The sequence below is a fragment of the Rhizobium sp. CCGE531 genome, assembly GCF_003627795.1.
GTDB lineage: Bacteria > Pseudomonadota > Alphaproteobacteria > Rhizobiales > Rhizobiaceae > Rhizobium.
Map to the genome: position 1 here is coordinate 906701 of NZ_CP032684.1, position 17991 is coordinate 924691.

Here is a 17991-nt window from a genome sequence, read left to right on the forward strand (position 1 = left end):
CGCTTTTCAGTCTTCGGAGCGTTTCGCTTGAAAGAAGCCTCTGAGGATATCGGCGGATGCGGTCTCGCCGAGGCCGGAATAGACCTCCGGCGCATGATGGCAGGTCGGCTGATGATAGAAGCGCACGCCGTTGTCGACGCCTCCGCCTTTCGGATCTTCGGCGCCATAGTAAAGACGACGGATGCGCGCGAACGAAATGGCCGCGGCGCACATGGTGCAGGGCTCCAGCGTGACGTAGAGATCGGCGCCTGCAAGACGCTCCTGGCCCAGCTCTTCGCAGGCCAGGCGGATGGCGACGATTTCCGCATGGGCTGTGACGTCGTGGAGTTCACGGGTGCGGTTGCTGGCGGTGGCGATGACCTTGCTGTCGAGAACGATAACGGCGCCGATCGGTACTTCGCCCCGCTCTCCGGCGCGGCGCGCTTCGGCCAAAGCAAGCTCCATGAATTGATTTGTAGCCGCCATTCAAGATTTTCCACTTAACCGCAAGGGCGTGACCTGATAGGAACACGCGTTAAAAATTCAGGCAAACAACAAATGACGATGAATGACAAGCCCAAGCGGCCTGGGCCTAAACCCTTTGCTCGCGACAAGCAGATGAAATCGGATGGCGCGAAGCCGGCAAAAGCCGCAACCGTCAAGGCCGCGGATGAAACCGTGGCAGGAGATGGGAAGGCCGAGCGCATTTCCAAGGTGATGGCGCGCGCCGGCGTGGCGTCGCGCCGCGATATCGAGCGCATGATCATGGACGGCCGCGTCAGGCTGAACGGCGTGCCGCTGGATACGCCTGTTGTCAACGTGACGCTGGCCGATAAGATCGAGGTCGACGGCGTGCCGATCCGCGGCATCGAGCGCACGCGCCTGTGGCTCTATCACAAGCCGGCCGGCCTGGTGACCACCAATGCCGATCCGGAAGGACGCCCGACTGTTTTCGACAATCTGCCGGAAGAGCTGCCACGGGTCATGTCGATCGGCCGCCTCGACATCAATACCGAAGGTTTGTTGCTGCTGACCAATGACGGCGGCCTGGCCCGCGTTCTGGAACTGCCGACGACCGGCTGGCTGCGCCGCTATCGCGTCCGCGCCCATGGCGAGATCGATCAGGAAGCGCTGGACAAGCTGAAGGAAGGCATTGCAGTCGACGGTGTGCTCTACGGCTCGATCGAGGCGACGCTCGACCGCACGCAAGGCTCCAACGTCTGGATCACCATGGGCCTGCGCGAAGGCAAGAACCGGGAGATCAAGAATGTCCTCGGCGCGCTCGGCCTCGAGGTCAACCGCCTGATCCGCATCTCCTACGGCCCGTTCCAGCTCGGCGAGCTGCCGGAAGGTCACGTCTTGGAAGTGCGCGGCCGCACGCTGCGCGATCAGCTTGGCCCACGTCTGGTCGAGGACGCCAAGGCGAATTTCGACGCGCCGCTCTACAATGCCCCGGCCGTTGCCGAAGCCGAAGAGGTGGATGCCAAGCCGGTTCGGACGGTCAAGGAAGAGCGTCCGAGGCGCGACCGCGAACGTCCCGAAGATAAGCGCGAACGCGCCTTGAGCCGTCTCGACACGAAGCGTGATGCCAAGCGCGACGATCGTCGCGAAGGCGGCCGCGATGGTGGTCACAAGGACGATGACCGTCAGAAGCGCCAGCCGCTCGGCCCGCGCCGCAGCGCCAATGTCTGGATGGCGCCTGGTGCCAGGCCGCTCGGTGAAAAGGCCGCGGCCAAGGCTGCCAAGAATGTAAAGACCGCCTCCCGGCGCGGCGAACCTGAACGCCCGCAGCGCAGTGGCTTCGACCGCCCGGACGAAGGCCCGCGCGTTCGCGTCAACCGCGTGGCCGAGGCGGATGGCGAATGGATTCGTTCGAGCGAGGAAGCTCCGCGCACGGGGCGTGGCGATGACCAAGGTTCGGACCGCAAGCGTTCCGATCGTCCCCGTGGCGACCGCCCGTTCGGCGATCGTCCTCCGCGGGGCGACCGGCCTTTTGGCGACAAGCCTCGCGGTGATCGTCCCTATGGTGACAAGCCACGTGGTTCGCGGCCGGAGGGCGGTGATCGTCCTCGCGCTAAGTCTTTCGATGGCGAAGGCCGTTCCGAGCGTCCTCGCGGTGATCGCCCGTTTGGCGACCGTCCGCCTCGCGGCGACCGGCCTTTCGGTGACAAGCCTCGTGGTGATCGCCCCTATGGCGATAAACCCCGTGGCGATCGTCCCTATGGCGAACGCCGGCCCCGCGCTGAGGGTGATGAGCGTCCTCGCGCCAGAGCTTTCGATGGTGAGCAGCGTTCGGAGCGCCCCCGTGGTGACCGTCCATTTGGCGATCGTCCGCCGCGTGGTGACCGGCCCTTCGGTGATCGCCCTCAAGGCGAGCGCTCTTTTGGCGACCGGCCGGCCGGCAAGCCCTTCGGCAAGAAGCCGGGCGGCGGTAAATCCTTTGGTGGCAAGCCGGGCGGGAAGCCCGGTGGCTCGCGTGGCTTTGGCGGCAAGCCGGGTGGCGCAGGTCGCCCATCCGGTGGTCCGCGCGGCGGCTCCGGTCGCGGTGGCCCCGGCAGGGGCGGCCCCAAGGGCGGCAGGGGCTGACGCGCGGTGAGGATCGTCGGCGGTGAATTTCGCGGTCGCTCTCTTGCAACGCCGAAATCGAACGATATTCGTCCGACGGCGGATCGCACGCGCGAAAGCCTGTTCAACATCCTGAGCCACGCCTATCCTGAAGCCATAGACGGCACCCGGATGATGGACGTGTTTGCCGGCACCGGCGCCGTCGGGCTGGAGGCGGCCTCGCGCGGCTGCCGTCATGTGCTCTTCGTCGAAAGCAGCGTCGAGGGCAGGGGCCTTCTCTGGGAAAACATCGATGCGCTCGGCCTGCACGGCCGCACGCGCATGCTGCGCCGTGACGCGACGGATCTCGGCAGCGTCGGCAATCTCGAACCTTTCGATTTTGTTTTCGCCGATCCGCCTTATGGCAAGGGATTGGGCGAGAAAGCCTTTGCCGCGGCGGCGGCGGGCGGCTGGCTGGTGCCCGGCGCGCTTGCGATCATCGAGGAGCGTGCCGACGTCACCGTTGCCGCGCCGTCGGATTTCCTGTTTCTGGAGGAACGGACCTTCGGCGACAGCAAGATGCATTTCTTCCGTTATCAGCCGCGGACGGCCTGACGGAGGAAGGAGAAAGATATGGGCGATTATGCTGATTTTGTCGGCAGCGATTACCCGGTTGCCGCCTCCGGCATCCCGAGCGTCGCGGTCGCCTTCGGCTGCGGCGGCGCGCGCGGGCTCGCCCATATCCACATCATCGAGGCGCTGGACGAACTCGGCATCCGCCCGGTCGCGATAGCCGGCTCTTCCATCGGCTCGATCATGGGCGCGGCCATGGCGGTCGGCATGAGCGGCGCGGAAATCCGCGACCATACGCTCGCAACGGTCGGCAATCGTCCCGCCGTGCTCAACAAGATCTGGAGCTTGCGGCCGGTCAACATGCGCAGCATCCGGTTCGGCCAGTTCAATCTCGAACGCATCCTGCGCACGTTCCTGCCGACCACATTCCCGGAGAATTTTTCGGAACTGCACATACCGCTGAAGGTGGTGACAACGGATTACTACGATCAGGCCGAAGTCGTGATCGAGAAGGGCGAGCTCTTTCCGGTGCTTGCCGCTTCCGCGGCCATTCCCGCCGTTTTCATGCCGGTCAAGCTCGGAGACCGCGTGATGATCGACGGCGGCATCATGAATCCGGTTCCCTATGAGCATCTGGCAGGCCTTGCCGATATCATCATCGGCATCGACGTCGTCGGCGGCCCGGAAGGCGCCGGCCGGCATATTCCGAACCGGATCGAAAGCCTGTTCGGCGCCGGCCAGCTCACCATGCAGTCCAACATCGCGCTGAAGCTGCGGCTGCAAGCGCCGCAGATCTTCCTCCGCCCGGCCATCGGCCGCACGGGCGTCCTCGATTTCCTGAAGGCGCGCGATATCCTCGCCATGTCGGCCGGCATCAAGGACGAGCTGAAATTCGCCCTCGATCGTGTGATGACGGCGAAGAATTAGGGCATTCCACCGGAATCGAGCAGCGCTACTTTCCCCGGCTATACAAACGACAGCGCCTGGAGCATTTCCGCTTTTCTTCGAATCGCGAAAACGCCCTATCTTCTTGTTTTGCTACGCATTCCGGACGGAAAACCGCTGCGCACTTTTCCTGGAATTGCTCTAAACCCGCTCCGGCTCCTCCTGGGGCAAAACGACGAGATCGTCGGCGTCGCTGTAGGTATCGGCGGCGCGTTTCGGCTTGACCAGCGGTTCGGGCTTGACCGGGCGGGAATAGAGCATGTCGGTGCCTGCCTGTAGTCCTTCGCTGACCTGCAGCACCAGCCTTTGCTCATCGCGCTTGCGGATGTCTTCGCCGATCTCATAGGCTTCGGCCTCGCTGACCCCGAGTGCTTCCAGGGTGCGGCGGCCGAAGAGCAGGCCGGATTCCACCGTCTCGCGCAACTCGTAGTCGACGCCCTTGCGACGCAGGTCGATCGAATGAACGCGGTCATAGGAGCGGACGAAGATGCGTGCGTGCGGATAATCCGTTTGCACGAGCTCGACGATCTTGTCTGTCAGCTCGCGCTGATGCGTGCTGACGATGACGATCTTGGCGCGGTCGATGCCCGCCGATCGCAGCACTTCCTTGCGGGTGCCATCGCCGAAATAGATGCGGAAGCCGAAGCTCGATGCCTGGCGGATGCGATCGGCGGAGAAATCGATGACGGTAACATCCCGGCCGCTGGCAAGCAGGATCTGCGCGGCGATCTGGCCGAAGCGCGAAAAGCCGATCATCAGCACTTCGGAACCGGCGCCTTCGAAATCCTCGTCCAGCTCCTCCTGCGTGTCGCCCTTCATCAGCCGCTTCGCAAGCGCGGAACTTAGCGGTGTCAGTGCCATCGACAGCGTGACGATGGCGATTAGCATCGAGGCGGTGTTGGCCGAGAAGAGGCCGCCGCTGGCACTGGCGGCGCTGAAGAGCACGAAGCCGAATTCGCCGCCTTGCGGCAGGAGGCCTGCGATGCGGACGGCATCATTGTGCGGCGAGCCCGTCACGCGGCAAAGGGCATAGATCACGATCGCCTTGATGATCATCATGACCGGTACGGCAAGCAGGATCAGCACCCAATTGTCGAGGATCACCTCGAGTTTCAGCGACAGGCCGACGGCAATGAAGAAAATGGCGAGCAGCACGCCGCGGAAAGGCTCGATATCCGCTTCCAGCTCGTGACGATAGGAGGATTCGGCAAGCATCACGCCGGAGAGAAAGGCGCCCATTGCCATGGAGAGGCCGGCAAGCTGCATCAGCGTTGCCGATCCCATGACGACGAGGAGGGCGGCGGCAATCATCGCTTCGCGCGCGCCGGTGCGCGCAATCACCTGAAACAGTGGCGTCAGCAGATAACGGCCGGCGATGACCATTGCCGCCACCGCCCCGATGGCGATCGCAAGATCGGGGAGCGGATTGGTGGTTTCCTTCGGCCCGTCGAGAACGGTGATGAGCGCCAGCAGCGGCACGATGGCAAGGTCCTGCAGCAGCAGCATCGAGAAGGAACGCTGCCCGTATTTCGTATTGACGTCGCCCTGCTGTTCCAGGATCTGCATCGCAAACGCGGTCGAGGAGAGCGCCAGGCCGAAGCCGATGATGATGCTGCCCTTCCATCCGGCAATCCCGCCGAAATAGGCGGCAAGCATCAGGGCAAGACCACTTAAGATCACCTGCGCCGAGCCTAGGCCGAAAATATCCCGCCGCATCTGCCAGAGGCGCGAAGGCTTCAATTCGAGGCCGATGATGAACAACAGGAAGACGACGCCCAGCTCCGCCACGGCAAGCACGGCTTCGCTGTCGCCGATGCCGTGCAGGACAGGGCCGATCACGACACCGGCCGCCAGATAGCCAAGCACTGTCCCCAGTCCGAGTTTTTTGAAGATCGGCGCCGTAACGACGGCACCTCCGAGCAGCATCAGGGTTTCGGTGAAGAGACTATTGGTGGCGGACATCGTCTGTTTCTTTCCATGGGGCAGGCGGTATTGCGGCGCATGATTATGATAAACAACCATGCGTGAAGGGATTAGAACAAGAATCGGCTTTGCCGCCCTTGATGCTTCATGTAGTGCACAATAAATGGAACGCGAAGGAAAGGCCAAGTCATGACCTCTGAAATCGATTCCGCCACTCTGCTTTCCCGCGCCAGCCAGTTGATCGATCTCGCCCGGAAGGCCGGCGCGGATGCGGCCGATGCCGTCGTGGTCCGATCGCGAGCCCATTCCGTCAGCGTGCGCCTCGGCAAGGTCGAGGGCACGGAGTCCTCCGAAAGCGACGATTTTTCGCTGAGGGTCTTCGTCGGCAACCGGGTGGCCAGCGTTTCGGCCAACCCCGGCTTCGATCTGACCGCTCTTGCCGAGCGCGCGGTCGCCATGGCGAAAGTGTCGCCGGAAGATCCCTTTGCCTGCTTGGCCGATGAGGCGGATCTCGCCAGGAACTATCCCGATCTCGAATTGTTCGACCCGACCGAGGTTTCCTCGGAGCAGCTGCGTGAAGCAGCCCTTGCGACCGAAGCGGCGGCACTCGCCGTTTCCGGCGTCACCAATTCTTCCGGGGGCGGCGCCTCGGCCGGCATGGGCGGTCTCGTGCTCGTCACGTCGCATGGTTTTGCCGGTCACTATATGGGCTCGCGCTTCGGACGGTCCGTCAGCGTCATTGCCGGCGAAGGCACCGGCATGGAGCGCGACTATGATTTCGACAGCCGCCTCTATTTCGCGGAGCTGGATGCAGCTGAGGAGATCGGCCGCCGCGCCGGCGAACGCGTGGTCAAGCGCCTCAATCCGCGCCAGGTGCCGACGGACAAGAACGTCACTGTCGTCTTCGATCCGCGCGTGGCGCGCGGCTTCGTCGGCCACATTGCCGGCGCGATCAACGGCGCTTCCGTCGCCCGCAAGACCAGCTTCCTGCGCGACAAGATGGGCCAGCAGGTGCTGAAATCAGGCCTCTCGATCACGGACGATCCGCTGATCGTGCGCGGCCCGTCCTCGCGCCCCTTCGACGGCGAGGGCGTATCCGGCAAGCGGCTCGTGATGATCGAGGATGGCGTCCTGAAATCCTGGTTCCTCTCCACGGCGACGGCGCGGGAGATTGGCGGCGGCCTGAAGACCAACGGCCGTGGCGTGCGCGGCGGCACGGCGGTATCGCCCGCATCCACCAACCTGGCGCTGGAGCCGGGCGATATTTCGCCGGAGGAATTGATCCGCAGCGTCGGAACGGGCTTCTACGTCACCGAGTTGATTGGTCAGGGCGTCAACATGATCACCGGCGAATACAGCAGGGGCGCGACCGGCTTCTGGATCGAGAACGGTGAATTGACCTTCGCGGTTTCGGAGGTGACCATCGCCTCCAACCTGAAGGACATGTTCATGCGCGTGACGCCGGCAAGCGATATCGATCGCGATTTCGGCGTCGCCGCTCCGACGCTTGCGATCGAAGGCATGACGCTGGCTGGCCGCTGAGAAACGAGCGGAGATTGGAATTCGTGAATGATCGATAGCCAGAAGGCCGGCCGATTGAGCGATGTGGACCTGATCGTGGGTGCTGCGCTCGAGGCGGGCAAGATCGCTCTCGGTTTCTTCCGGCAATCGCCGGAGGTCTGGTGGAAGAACAATGGCCAGTCCCCGGTCAGCGCCGCCGACTTTGCCGCCAATGAAAGCCTTGCCGCCACCCTGCGCTCGGCGCGGCCGGGTTATGGCTGGCTTTCCGAGGAAACCGATGACGATGCCGCACGGCCGAAGCACGCGACCGTTTTCGTCGTCGACCCAATCGACGGCACCCGGGGCTTTCTCTCGGGGTCGGATCTCTGGTGCGTCAGCGTCGCCGTCGTTACAGACGGGCGGCCCGTGGCGGGCGTTCTCTACGCGCCGGCGCTTGACGAACTGTTCGTGGCGACGGCCGATGGGCAGGCTTTGAAGAATGGCGAGCCGATCAGCGTTTCCCGCAGGGTCGGCGATGGCATCCATCGTCTTGCGACCGGCGAGGATATGCTGATGGGCTTCGATCCGGATTTCCGCAAGACGGTCGAGCGGGTAAAGCATGTTCCCTCGCTTGCCTATCGTCTCGCCATGGTGGCGGACGGGCGGCTGGAAGGGACCATCGTCAAGCGCAACTCGCATGACTGGGATCTGGCGGCTGCCGATCTCATTCTGGAGCGGGCCGGCGGCGCTCTCGTGGATCTCGCGGGCAATGCCCTGCGCTACAATCGCGCCGAGGTATCGCATGACGAACTTTGCGGAGCATCGGCATCGCAATTACCGGAGTTTCTCCGTCAGCTTTCCCACCGACGAGACGGTTGACCTTTTGGTCAAAATCCCTCAGATGAAGAGCGGAGGGGGACGACAGTAGAAAGAGACGAAAATGACTGATACCGGCAAAAAACAGCTCCTGCACCTAGTCTTCGGCGGTGAACTGGAAAACCTCGAAGAAGTTCAATTCCGTAATCTCAACGAGCTCGATATCGTCGGCATGTATCCCGACTATGCGAGCGCGCTGACGGCATGGAAATCCAAGGCGCAGCAGACTGTCGACAACGCCCATATGCGTTATTTCATCGTCCATCTGCATCGTTTGCTCGATCCGCAGGAAAAAGCGGCATCTTGAGGTCGCCTCATACCGAATTAGCATTTGATATCTCCATCCGGTGAGGCGTTCTCGCTTTAAATCCGGCCATGAAGCAGTATCCTTGACACAATAAGAACGAAAATCCGGCTGCTTATTCGGCCGTCTGACAATCGGGATTTGGCATAGATGATGATCAGCTGGGATCGGAGGCGATCGAAATGAGTAGCCTCAGGGCGCGTCTTGCCTTGAGCGCCTATCGTTTTGGCGGGATCGCCGTCTATCCGTTCATCGGGCCTTATCTTGCCGTTCGCGCGGCGAAGGGCAAGGAAGAGAGTTCCCGCAAACTGGAGCGTTCCGGCTATGCGAGCGCCAATCGTCCGCAAGGGCCGCTGATCTGGTTCCATGCGGCAAGCGTCGGCGAGACGTCTGCCGTCATCCCGCTGATCCGTGAAATCCGCCGCCGCGACATTCACGTCATGCTGACGACGGGCACGATCACCTCGGCCAAGGTCGCGCATCAGCGCCTCGGCGAGGAGGTCATCCATCAATATGTTCCTCTCGATCTCAAGCCGGCCATAAAGCGCTTCATCGACTACTGGCAGCCCGATTGCGCCATTTTCGCCGAATCCGAGATCTGGCCGACGACCATCACGGAGCTCGGCCGCCGGCGCATTCCGCAGATCCTCGTCAATGCCCGCATGTCGGATCGCTCCTTTGCCCGCTGGAGCCGCCATCCCACCCTTGCTGAGGCGCTGTTTGAAAACTTGGCTTTGGTCGTGGCCCAGTCGGACCTCGACGCCGAACGTTTCCGTGATCTCGGTGCCGTGCAGGTGATCAGGTCGGGCAATCTCAAGGTGGATACGGACGCGCCGTCCCACGATGCATCGACGCTTGCCGGCTACATGAAGCAGGTCGGCGACCGCAAGACCTGGGCCGCGGTCTCCACTTTCGATGGTGAGGAAAATGCCGCGGCATCCGTCCATAAGATGCTGAAGGAGCACAACGGCCAGCTCACCATCATCGTGCCGCGTCATCCCGAGCGCTGCGACGCGATCGAGGCGATGCTCGTGGAACAGGGCCTGAAGGTAGCGCGCCGCACCCGCAGCGATATTCTCTCGCCTGAAGTCGACGTCTTCCTCGGCGACACGATCGGCGAGATGGGGCTTTACCTGCGGATGACCGAAGTCGCCTTCATGGGCAAATCGCTGTTCAACGAAGGCGGCCAGAATCCGCTCGAGCCGGCCATGCTCGGCTGCGCGATCCTGACTGGCGGTCATGTCCAGAACTTCCGCGACTCCTATCAGTTGCTCGCCCGCCGCGGCAGCGCCCGAATGGTGCGTGATACCGAGATGCTGGCGCGCGGCGTGCATTATTTGCTGGCCAACGACACGGCGCGACGCAGCATGATCGACGCCGGCTTCGCAGCCGTGCATGAGATGCGTGGTGCACTGGCGGCAACGGTGAAAGGGCTGGAGCCCTATATCAATCCGCTTTCGGTGAAGGCGCGGCTGATGCCGAAGACGATGGCGAACGGTTAAGAAGGCAGGGGCATGGCGGCGGTCAAGCTGGGAGCGATTGCGGGCATTCTTTTCGACAAGGACGGCACGCTGCTCGACTATGACCAGAGCTGGCTGCCGGTCAATCGCGAGCTTGCCAGGATCGCCGCTCACGACGATCCGCTTCTCGCCGACCATCTTCTCTCCGCATGCGGCATGGACCCGATCTCCGGCCATATCGTGCCCGACAGCCTGCTGGCAGCCGGCAACACCAGGCAGATTTCCGAGGGGTTGGTGGCCGCCGGCTCGAAAATGGATGTCGCCGAGCTGGTGGAGAAGCTCGATGTGCTCTTTGCGCACGCGGCCGACTTCTCGTCGCCGGTCACTGATCTCGCCGGTTTCTTCCGCCGACTGCATGAACGGGGCTACAAGCTCGGCGTTGCCTCCAGCGACAACGAGCGCTCCATCCGCCAGACCGCCCGCCGCTTCGGCTTCATCGATTATCTCGATTACATCGCCGGCTATGACAGCGGTTTCGGCACCAAGCCGGAGCCGGGCATGGTGCTCGGCTTCTATGCGGCGACTGGTCTTTCGCCGGCGCAGGTCGCCGTCGTCGGCGACAACAATCACGACCTCCATATGGGGCGCAATGCCGGCGTCGGTCTGACCGTCGGCGTGCTGACGGGCACCGGCTCGCGCGAAACACTGACGGCCGCATCGGACTATTGCCTCAACGACATTACCGAGCTGGAAAACCTGCTCATGCCGGTCGCCCAATCGGCCTGATCCTGGCAATGGCTTGCTTTTTCACGCAATCTGGCTTTTCTTGCCGGTTTATCGCAGGCACAAGAATAGGGCTGGATTAGAGGTATGGTATCGGAAGCCCCACCTTTCTGGTGGCGAAAACCGGATTGGCGCGCCTGGGGGCTCTCACCCTTTTCTTTCCTGTATGGCCGCATCGCCGGGCACCGGATGGTGCATGGCAAACGTGCTTCCGTGCCGGTGCCGGTCATCTGCGTCGGCAATTTCACGGTCGGCGGCGCCGGCAAGACGCCGACGGCGCTTGCGCTCGCCCAGGCGGCAAAGGCAAAGGGGCTGACGCCGGGCTTCCTGAGCCGAGGCTACGGCGGCTCGCTCGATATCACGACGGTCGTCGATCCCTCGCATCACCACGCCACGGCCGTCGGCGACGAACCGCTGCTGCTTGCCCGCGAGGCGCTGACGGTGATCGCCCGTCGGCGGGCCGATGGCGCGGAAAGGCTCGTGCGCGAAGGCGCCGACATCATCATCATGGATGACGGTTTCCAGAGCGCGCAGCTCGCCATCGACTACGCTCTTGTGGTGATCGATGCCGGCAGAGGCATCGGCAACGGCCATCTCGTTCCTGGCGGTCCGGTGCGCGCGCCGCTGCGCACCCAGCTTCTCTATGCGTCCGCTCTCTTGAAGGTTGGTGATGGCAACGCCGCCGATCGCGTCGTTCGGCTTGCGGCAAGGGCCGGAAAGCCCTTCTTTGCCGCGAGCGTCAGAGTGCGCGGGCAGGAAGATTTGTGCGGCCGAAAGGTGCTTGCCTTTGCGGGCATTGCCGATCCGGCCAAGTTTTTCCGCACGGTCGAGACGCTGGGCGCCGATATCGCCGTTAGGCGCAGCTTCGGGGATCATGAACATCCCGGCGAAGACGACGTTTCCGATATGCTCGATATAGCCGCGCGCGAAGGGCTGGAGATCGTCACTACGTCGAAGGACTATGTACGCCTGATCGGGCATCATGGCCGCGCCGACGAATTGCTGCAGCGCTGCAGGGTAATCGAGATCGACATGGTCTTTGCCGATCCGCAGGCGCCGGCACTGATCATCAACAGGGCCATTGCAGCCGCGCGCGAGCGCCGCTTGCGGGAAAAACGCAGCAGCAAAACGGCTTAAAGCCAAGGCCGCTATCTGGCGAGAGAAATCAGCGCTTCTGGTTGGGCAGCGCGCCGGCGCGCTTTTCGGCCTCGAGCGAGATGATGACGTCGGCATAGGGCTCCTGTCGGGCAACGCTCCAGTAGCGCAGCTCGTCGAGCGCGATGTGCTTTCCGGTCATGGCGCAGACGACATAGGAGCCCGGCATCAGGATCTGGAAATCGCCGTCGAGATAGCGAATCTTCGCCTCGCGGTTTCCATGTCCTTCGAAAAGATTCATCTGATGCCGTCCTTGATCTCTGTCATCTGTTTGCCATACCGCACTACAGCGCCGCGCGTCAAATACGACGCGCAAAGGTCGCTGTAGCACTTCAAAGCTGCTGCATAATTTTGTCTTTAAATCGATTTCGGCTTAAGGACAAAATTATGCAGCGGGCGCGACTTTTCCAGACTATTTCCCGGAAAAGTTCCTTTCGAAAATGGCCTGCGTCAGCTGCGCCCGAAGAGCCGCTCGATGTCCGAAAGCTTCAGCTCTATATAGGTCGGCCGGCCGTGATTGCACTGTCCGGAGCCGGGCGTGGCCTCCATTTGCCGCAAAAGCGCATTCATTTCTTCCGGACGCAGGCGCCGGCCAGAGCGCACCGAACCATGGCAAGCCATAGTCGCGGCGACATATTCCAGCTTGGCGGCCAGCCCGGAGGCCGTATCCCATTCGGCGATCTCGTCGGCCAATTGCCGGACCAGGCCTTGCGCATCGACCTCGCCGAGCATCGCCGGCGTCTCCCGCACGGCGATGGCACCGGGACCGAAGCGTTCGATAGCGAGCCCAAGCTCACCAAGTTCCTCGGAAAATCCCATCAGCCGGTCGCAATCCTCTTCGGGCAGGTCGACGATTTCGGGAATGAGCAAGACTTGCGAGGACAGGCGTTTCGAATGCAACGCCTTGCGCATGGCCTCGAAAACCAGCCGCTCATGCGCGGCGTGCTGATCGACGATGACAAGCCCGTTCTCCGTCTGGGCGACGATATAGTTCTCGTGCAGCTGCGCGCGGGCAGCGCCCAGCGGAAAGCGCGCCGGTTCCTCGGCACGCACCGGTCCCACCGGGGACACCACGTCGGCGCGCGCGGTGGGCATGGCAAGGCCCTCGAAGGCGGCCTGTGGCTTCTCGGCAAATCCGTAGCCGGCCGTAGCCGCGGCTCCTTCATAGGGGCGAGAGGGTGACGTTTCGGCCGTCCATGGGGTCGGCGCCGGCGAGGACCGCCAACCCGGCTGGAAGCCGGACCGGCCGGCGGTAAACGCGCGCAGCATGCCATCCGCGCCGGTCGTGGCGGCACGGTCGCCTTCGCGCGCCAGCGCTTCGCGCACCGCGCCGACGATCAGGCCGCGCACCAGCCCGGGATCGCGGAAGCGCACATCGGATTTCGCCGGATGGACGTTGACGTCGACCAGCGCGGGATCGAGCGTCAGCGAAAGCACGGCGACGGGATAGCGTCCGGCGGGGATGGTTTCGGCATAGGCGCCGCGGATCGCTGACAGGATCAGCTTGTCCTGTACCGGCCGGCCGTTGACGAAGGCATATTGATGGGCGGAGTTGCCGCGATTGAAGGTCGGCACGCCGGCAAAGCCGGTGAGGCTCACATCCTCGCGCACCGCATCGAGCGCGATGGCATTGTCCTTGAATTCGGCTCCGAGCACCTGCGCCATGCGGGCGAGATGATCGTCGCCGGTCGCCGGAAATTCCAGCGTCGAGCGGTCGCTGCCCGACAGCACGAAACGCACGCGCGGAAAGGCGATTGCCATGCGTTTGACGATTTCGGTAATCGCCGCCGCCTCCGCCCTCTCGGTTTTCAGGAATTTCAGGCGCGCCGGCGTCGCGAAGAACAGGTCGCGCACTTCGACGATCGTGCCGGGATTGGCAGCCGCCGGGCGTAAGTGCAGAACCTTGCCGCCGGCAACGGCGATCTCGGCGCCGCCGGTTGCACCCGCCCTGCGGCTCGCGATCGAGAGCTTCGCCACCGAGCCGATGGAAGGCAGGGCCTCGCCGCGGAAGCCGAGGGTGCGGACGTCGTCCAGCGTCTCGGAGATCTTCGAGGTGCAGTGGCGCCGGACCGCGAGTTCAAGGTCCGCCTCCTCCATGCCGGAGCCGTTGTCGGTCACCCGCAGCAGCGCCTTGCCGCCGCCCGCGGTGGCGATTTCGACGCGGGTCGCACCGGCATCCAGCGCGTTTTCGATCAGCTCCTTTGCGGCGCTTGCCGGGCGTTCGATCACTTCGCCGGCAGCGATCTGGTTGATCAGTGTTTCGGAGAGTTGCTTGATGGCCATGCTCTCATTGTCGTGGATTCGCGGCAGCGTGGAAAGAGGAAAGGCAATTGGCCCATCTTCTTTCACCGTTTCCGTCTATGGGCTTTGTTCAGAAATTTAATCAATGCTTAAGGGAATGATGACAGGTTGTGGGAAAGAAGCTTGAAATGACTACAGGTGGCGCGCTTCGTGCATGCCGACGGCTCTTGATGGCAGGTTGGTGGCCGTCAACTTTCATGAGCCAGGTGCCATCTGCTTCAAGTGCACAGGCCAGCATGCAACTTTTCAAACATCCCTTTGTAGAGCGAACGCCGCCCTGTCGGTGGTCTTGCCGTGAAACTGGTTGAGTGTAGGAATCGGACGAATGACTGCCGAGATTGACAAGGCAGCCCTGGCAATGATGACTGCGGATGCGCCCTTCGGCGGCAATCTGCAGGCGATGTTCTTCGACGCTTTCTGTGACGGTCTTTCCAGCGCCTTCTTCGCCTATGACAAGAACGATCTGTTGCTGTTCGCCAGCCGTCAGGTTCTGAATTTCTTCCCGATCCAACCCGAATACCTGCAGCCATCGACCCGATTGCGCGACTTCCTCGGCGCCGTCTTCGACACGGGCGTGCGGCCTCAGGCAAATCAGGCCAAGACGGCCGCCAACCGCGATAGCTGGATATCGCAGCGCATTGCCTCGCACTGGCGCGAGCGCTTGGAGACGACGGAGCATTTCATCGACGACCGCTGGGTGCGCATCAGCAAGCGGCGACTGTCCTCCGGCATCGGCTTCTGCATCATCTCCGATGTCTCCGAAATGAAGAAGCGCGAGGAACAGTGGCGCGTCGACATGGAGCGCGCGCAGCTCACCGAGGATATTCTCGACAACCTGCCGTTTCCGGTTTTCGTGAAGGACCAGAATCTCATCTATGTCGCGGTCAACAGGGCGTTCTGCGACAAGTACCAGACCGCGGCCGATGAGGTGCGGGGCCGCAAGAGCATCGATCTCTTTTCCACGGATATTGCCAATCGCTTCCATGAGAGCGACCTGCATGTGATCGAAACCGGCGAGATGTCGATCTCGCGGCAGCGCCAGATTGCCCGCGACGGCATCGAGCGCGATATCGTGACGCGCAAGCAGCGCATCGGCAAATCCGGCCGCTATTTCCTGGTCTGCACCATGCAGGACCTGCCCAAGGACGGTGGCGATTTCGATGAATTCGCCCTTGCCTCGCATATCCGGGAAAACAGCGACCGCTCCTATCGGCGTGCCTATGTTCCCATGGCCGCCTTGCAGACCATTTCACGCCGTCCGGCCGCCATGGAGACCTTCGTCCCGGAAAATTTCAGCGGCCGCAAGGTTCTCGTCGTCACGCCCGATTTTGCCGCGGAAACGGCCGCGTTGAAAACGCTCGAGAAATACGGTTTCGAAGCCTGCGTTGTTCACAATGAGAACGAAGAGGCGGCGTTTCTGGATGTGGCGAGCGCGCACGGCGTCAAGATCGATCTTGTCATCGTCGACAACCAGTTGGGCAAGCGCGGCATCGACTTGGCCGAACGGCAGAACCTTGCCGCCCTGTCGCTGGATGGCTCGCAGCTTGCCACGGAACTTGCCTTCCTGATCGCCCGTCATTTCAACCGCAATATCCGCGGCGAGCCCGGGAATGTTGCGGAAGCGGGGCTCCTGCCGGAATGGCGGCGCACGGCCGGCGACGATCGCCGCGCGCAGATCCTCGTCGCCGAAGATAATGACATCAACCAGATCGTCTTCTCGCAGATCCTGGAGGGACTGGGATACAGCTACGTGATCGCCGCAAGCGGCGATGAGGCGGTGCGGTTGTGGCAGGAGCATCGCCCGGAGTTGATCCTGATGGACATTTCGCTGCCGGGCTTGAACGGCTTCGAATCCGCCAGGCTGATCCGCGGCACTGAAAAGGACACTGGCTCCCATACGCCGATCATCGGTGTGCTGACGCAGGCCTTCGAGTGTGATCGCAAGGAGTGTGCGGATGCCGGCATGGACGATTTCATCCTGAAACCGGTTAGCCCCGATATCATCGAGACGGTGTTCCAGAAGTACATGCGCAGCCCTCACAAAGCGCAAAATAGATAGATGTTACAATGAGATCATCCGTGACGGCAACTTATCGCCGGCATTGATTCACCGTTCTCACGCTATCCTTTGTTAAGACTTCGCCGTCATGCTTTTGCAGGGTGGAGAAAACGTCGGGACCGAATATGAAATCGGCTGAAATGCTGCCAGGGCCAGTCATTCAGGAGCCACAGGCAATCGCTTATACCGATCCGCTCACCGGCTTGGGCAATCGACATCGCATGCGCGAACGCACGCGCTCGATTTCGCTCGAGCGGGCCAGCGATCCGGCACCCTTCACCATCGGCATCGTCAATCTGGATGCCTTCAAGCCGATCAACGACCTGTTCGGCGTCGAAGCCGGTGACGAGATTCTCTGCCAGGTCGCACATCGCCTCAAGGCTTGCATCCCCGACGGAGCGATGGTGACGCGCCATGACGGGGACGAATTCGCCTTTGTTCTTCCCTTGGTCTTCGAGCGCGTCGGCGCCGAGAAGTTCGGGCAGATGATCCGCGAGGTGCTTTCGGCACCCTATGATCTCGGTGATCGCAACGTCAGGCTTTCCGCCTCTTTCGGCTTCGCCATCCATCCTTTCGCCGGTGAGGAATTCGACGATCTCCTGAAGAATGCGGAAACCGCGCTCTACCGTTCGAAGCGTCGCGGCCGCGGGCAGATCACCGTCTATTCCAAGGAAATCGCTCAGGAAATGAAGCGCGCGACGCAGCTGGAGCAGGCGCTGCGCAATGCCATCATTTCGGATGCCATCGATGTGCATTTCCAGCCAATCGTTTCGCTCGCCAACAACATGGTAGTCGGCTTCGAGGCGCTTGCCCGCTGGAACGATCGGGATCTCGGCTTCGTTTCGCCCGCTGTCTTCGTGCCGCTCGCCGAAGAGCGCGGCTTCATCGATGCCCTGTCCGAAACGCTTCTGCGAAAGGCGGCGGAGGCAGCACTTTCCTGGCCGCGCGAGCTTTTCCTGTCCTTCAATTTGTCTTCGGCGCAATTGATGGATCCCGGCACCAGCAGCAGCATCCTTGCCATCCTTGCGCGTGTCGGCCTCGATCCGCATCGCCTCGAACTCGAAATCACCGAAACCGCGGTCGTGAGTTCGGCCGATACGGCGCATCGCATCATCGCCGATCTCCGCGCAGCGGGTGCGCGCATCTCCCTTGATGACTTCGGCACCGGTCAATCCAGCCTTGGGCGCTTGCGCGAATTCATCTTCGACAAGGTAAAGATCGATAGGGCCTTCGTCTCTCGCATGAATTCGGATCGGGTATCCGAACATATCATCAAGGCGGTGCTCGCCATGTGCGAGGGGCTCGAACTGCGCGTGGTCGCGGAAGGCATCGAGGAACATGCCGAAGCGGCGAAACTGAAGGCGCTGGGCTGCGCCATGGGGCAGGGCTATTATTTCGGGAAGCCGGCAGATAGCGCCGCGACGCTTCGTTATCTGCAAAGCCATTATTTCGACGTCAGCACCGAACGCGAGATCGCCTAAAGGGCATCGTCATCGCAAAAACGCTGCACACTTTTGCGACATGCCTTGGGCAAGTCCGGCAAAAGTGCATAGCGCTTTCCATCCGGAATTGCCTAAAAAAGATGGAGC

The 17991-nt window shown here is 62.3% G+C and carries 15 protein-coding genes; 11 read left to right on the forward strand and 4 right to left on the reverse strand.

The window, feature by feature from the left end:
- Positions 1-6: 6 nt before the first annotated feature.
- Complete coding sequence (locus tag CCGE531_RS04470; protein WP_120663100.1) at positions 7-465, reverse strand: nucleoside deaminase; 459 nt, start codon at positions 463-465, stop codon at positions 7-9.
- A gap of 72 nt (positions 466-537) precedes the next feature.
- On the opposite strand from CCGE531_RS04470, the gene CCGE531_RS04475 reads away from it, so the two are divergent.
- From CCGE531_RS04475 to CCGE531_RS04485, 3 genes are read left to right on the forward strand one after another with little or no spacing between them, the layout of a single operon-like run.
- Positions 538-2565 carry a pseudouridine synthase gene (locus CCGE531_RS04475; protein ID WP_120663101.1) on the forward strand — a complete coding sequence of 676 codons (2028 nt, stop codon included), beginning with the start codon at positions 538-540 and terminating at the stop codon, positions 2563-2565.
- A gap of 6 nt (positions 2566-2571) precedes the next feature.
- Positions 2572-3138, forward strand: coding sequence for a 16S rRNA (guanine(966)-N(2))-methyltransferase RsmD (rsmD, locus tag CCGE531_RS04480; RefSeq protein ID WP_120663102.1), 567 nt, complete (start codon positions 2572-2574; stop codon positions 3136-3138).
- Between the two features lie 18 nt (positions 3139-3156).
- The gene (locus CCGE531_RS04485; protein WP_120663103.1) at positions 3157-4023 is read left to right on the forward strand and encodes a patatin-like phospholipase family protein; all 867 of its coding nucleotides are present in this window, start codon (positions 3157-3159) and stop codon (positions 4021-4023) included.
- A gap of 159 nt (positions 4024-4182) precedes the next feature.
- On the opposite strand, the gene CCGE531_RS04490 is transcribed toward CCGE531_RS04485, so the two are convergent.
- Positions 4183-6003 (reverse strand): monovalent cation:proton antiporter-2 (CPA2) family protein, encoded by a 1821-nt coding sequence (locus CCGE531_RS04490; RefSeq protein ID WP_120666487.1) that lies wholly within the window; start codon positions 6001-6003, stop codon positions 4183-4185.
- A 150-nt stretch (positions 6004-6153) separates the two neighbouring features.
- Here CCGE531_RS04490 and CCGE531_RS04495 point away from each other — a divergent pair, with 150 nt between their 5' ends.
- The 6 genes from CCGE531_RS04495 to lpxK all read left to right on the forward strand — a co-directional run bounded on the left by CCGE531_RS04495 (position 6154) and on the right by lpxK (position 12024).
- A complete protein-coding gene (locus CCGE531_RS04495; RefSeq protein WP_120663104.1) occupies positions 6154-7506 on the forward strand; it encodes a TldD/PmbA family protein in 1353 nt (450 codons plus the stop codon).
- A 27-nt stretch (positions 7507-7533) separates the two neighbouring features.
- The gene (locus tag CCGE531_RS04500) at positions 7534-8343 is read left to right on the forward strand and encodes a 3'(2'),5'-bisphosphate nucleotidase CysQ (protein WP_120663105.1); all 810 of its coding nucleotides are present in this window, start codon (positions 7534-7536) and stop codon (positions 8341-8343) included.
- Between the two features lie 61 nt (positions 8344-8404).
- Positions 8405-8647, forward strand: coding sequence for a DUF4170 domain-containing protein (locus CCGE531_RS04505; protein WP_120663106.1), 243 nt, complete (start codon positions 8405-8407; stop codon positions 8645-8647).
- A 179-nt stretch (positions 8648-8826) separates the two neighbouring features.
- Entirely contained in the window at positions 8827-10146 is a 1320-nt protein-coding gene (gene waaA / locus CCGE531_RS04510; RefSeq protein ID WP_120663107.1) for a lipid IV(A) 3-deoxy-D-manno-octulosonic acid transferase, read from the forward strand.
- Between the two features lie 12 nt (positions 10147-10158).
- Positions 10159-10890, forward strand: a complete 732-nt coding sequence (locus CCGE531_RS04515) for an HAD family hydrolase (RefSeq protein WP_120663108.1) — start codon at positions 10159-10161, stop codon at positions 10888-10890.
- A gap of 84 nt (positions 10891-10974) precedes the next feature.
- The gene (gene lpxK, locus CCGE531_RS04520; RefSeq protein ID WP_120663109.1) at positions 10975-12024 is read left to right on the forward strand and encodes a tetraacyldisaccharide 4'-kinase; all 1050 of its coding nucleotides are present in this window, start codon (positions 10975-10977) and stop codon (positions 12022-12024) included.
- 28 nt (positions 12025-12052) lie between these two features.
- On the opposite strand, the gene CCGE531_RS04525 is transcribed toward lpxK, so the two are convergent.
- Together CCGE531_RS04525 and mutL are read right to left on the reverse strand one after the other, a co-directional pair.
- Positions 12053-12283 (reverse strand): DUF2093 domain-containing protein, encoded by a 231-nt coding sequence (locus CCGE531_RS04525; RefSeq protein WP_120663110.1) that lies wholly within the window; start codon positions 12281-12283, stop codon positions 12053-12055.
- A 209-nt stretch (positions 12284-12492) separates the two neighbouring features.
- On the reverse strand, positions 12493-14325 hold the full coding sequence (gene mutL, locus CCGE531_RS04530; RefSeq protein WP_120666489.1) for a DNA mismatch repair endonuclease MutL: 1833 nt from the start codon (positions 14323-14325) through the stop codon (positions 12493-12495).
- Between the two features lie 343 nt (positions 14326-14668).
- On the opposite strand from mutL, the gene CCGE531_RS04535 reads away from it, so the two are divergent.
- Both CCGE531_RS04535 and CCGE531_RS04540 read left to right on the forward strand, forming a co-directional pair.
- Complete coding sequence (locus CCGE531_RS04535; protein WP_120663111.1) at positions 14669-16402, forward strand: response regulator; 1734 nt, start codon at positions 14669-14671, stop codon at positions 16400-16402.
- Between the two features lie 125 nt (positions 16403-16527).
- Positions 16528-17883, forward strand: coding sequence for an EAL domain-containing protein (locus tag CCGE531_RS04540; protein WP_120663112.1), 1356 nt, complete (start codon positions 16528-16530; stop codon positions 17881-17883).
- Positions 17884-17991: the final 108 nt, after the last annotated feature.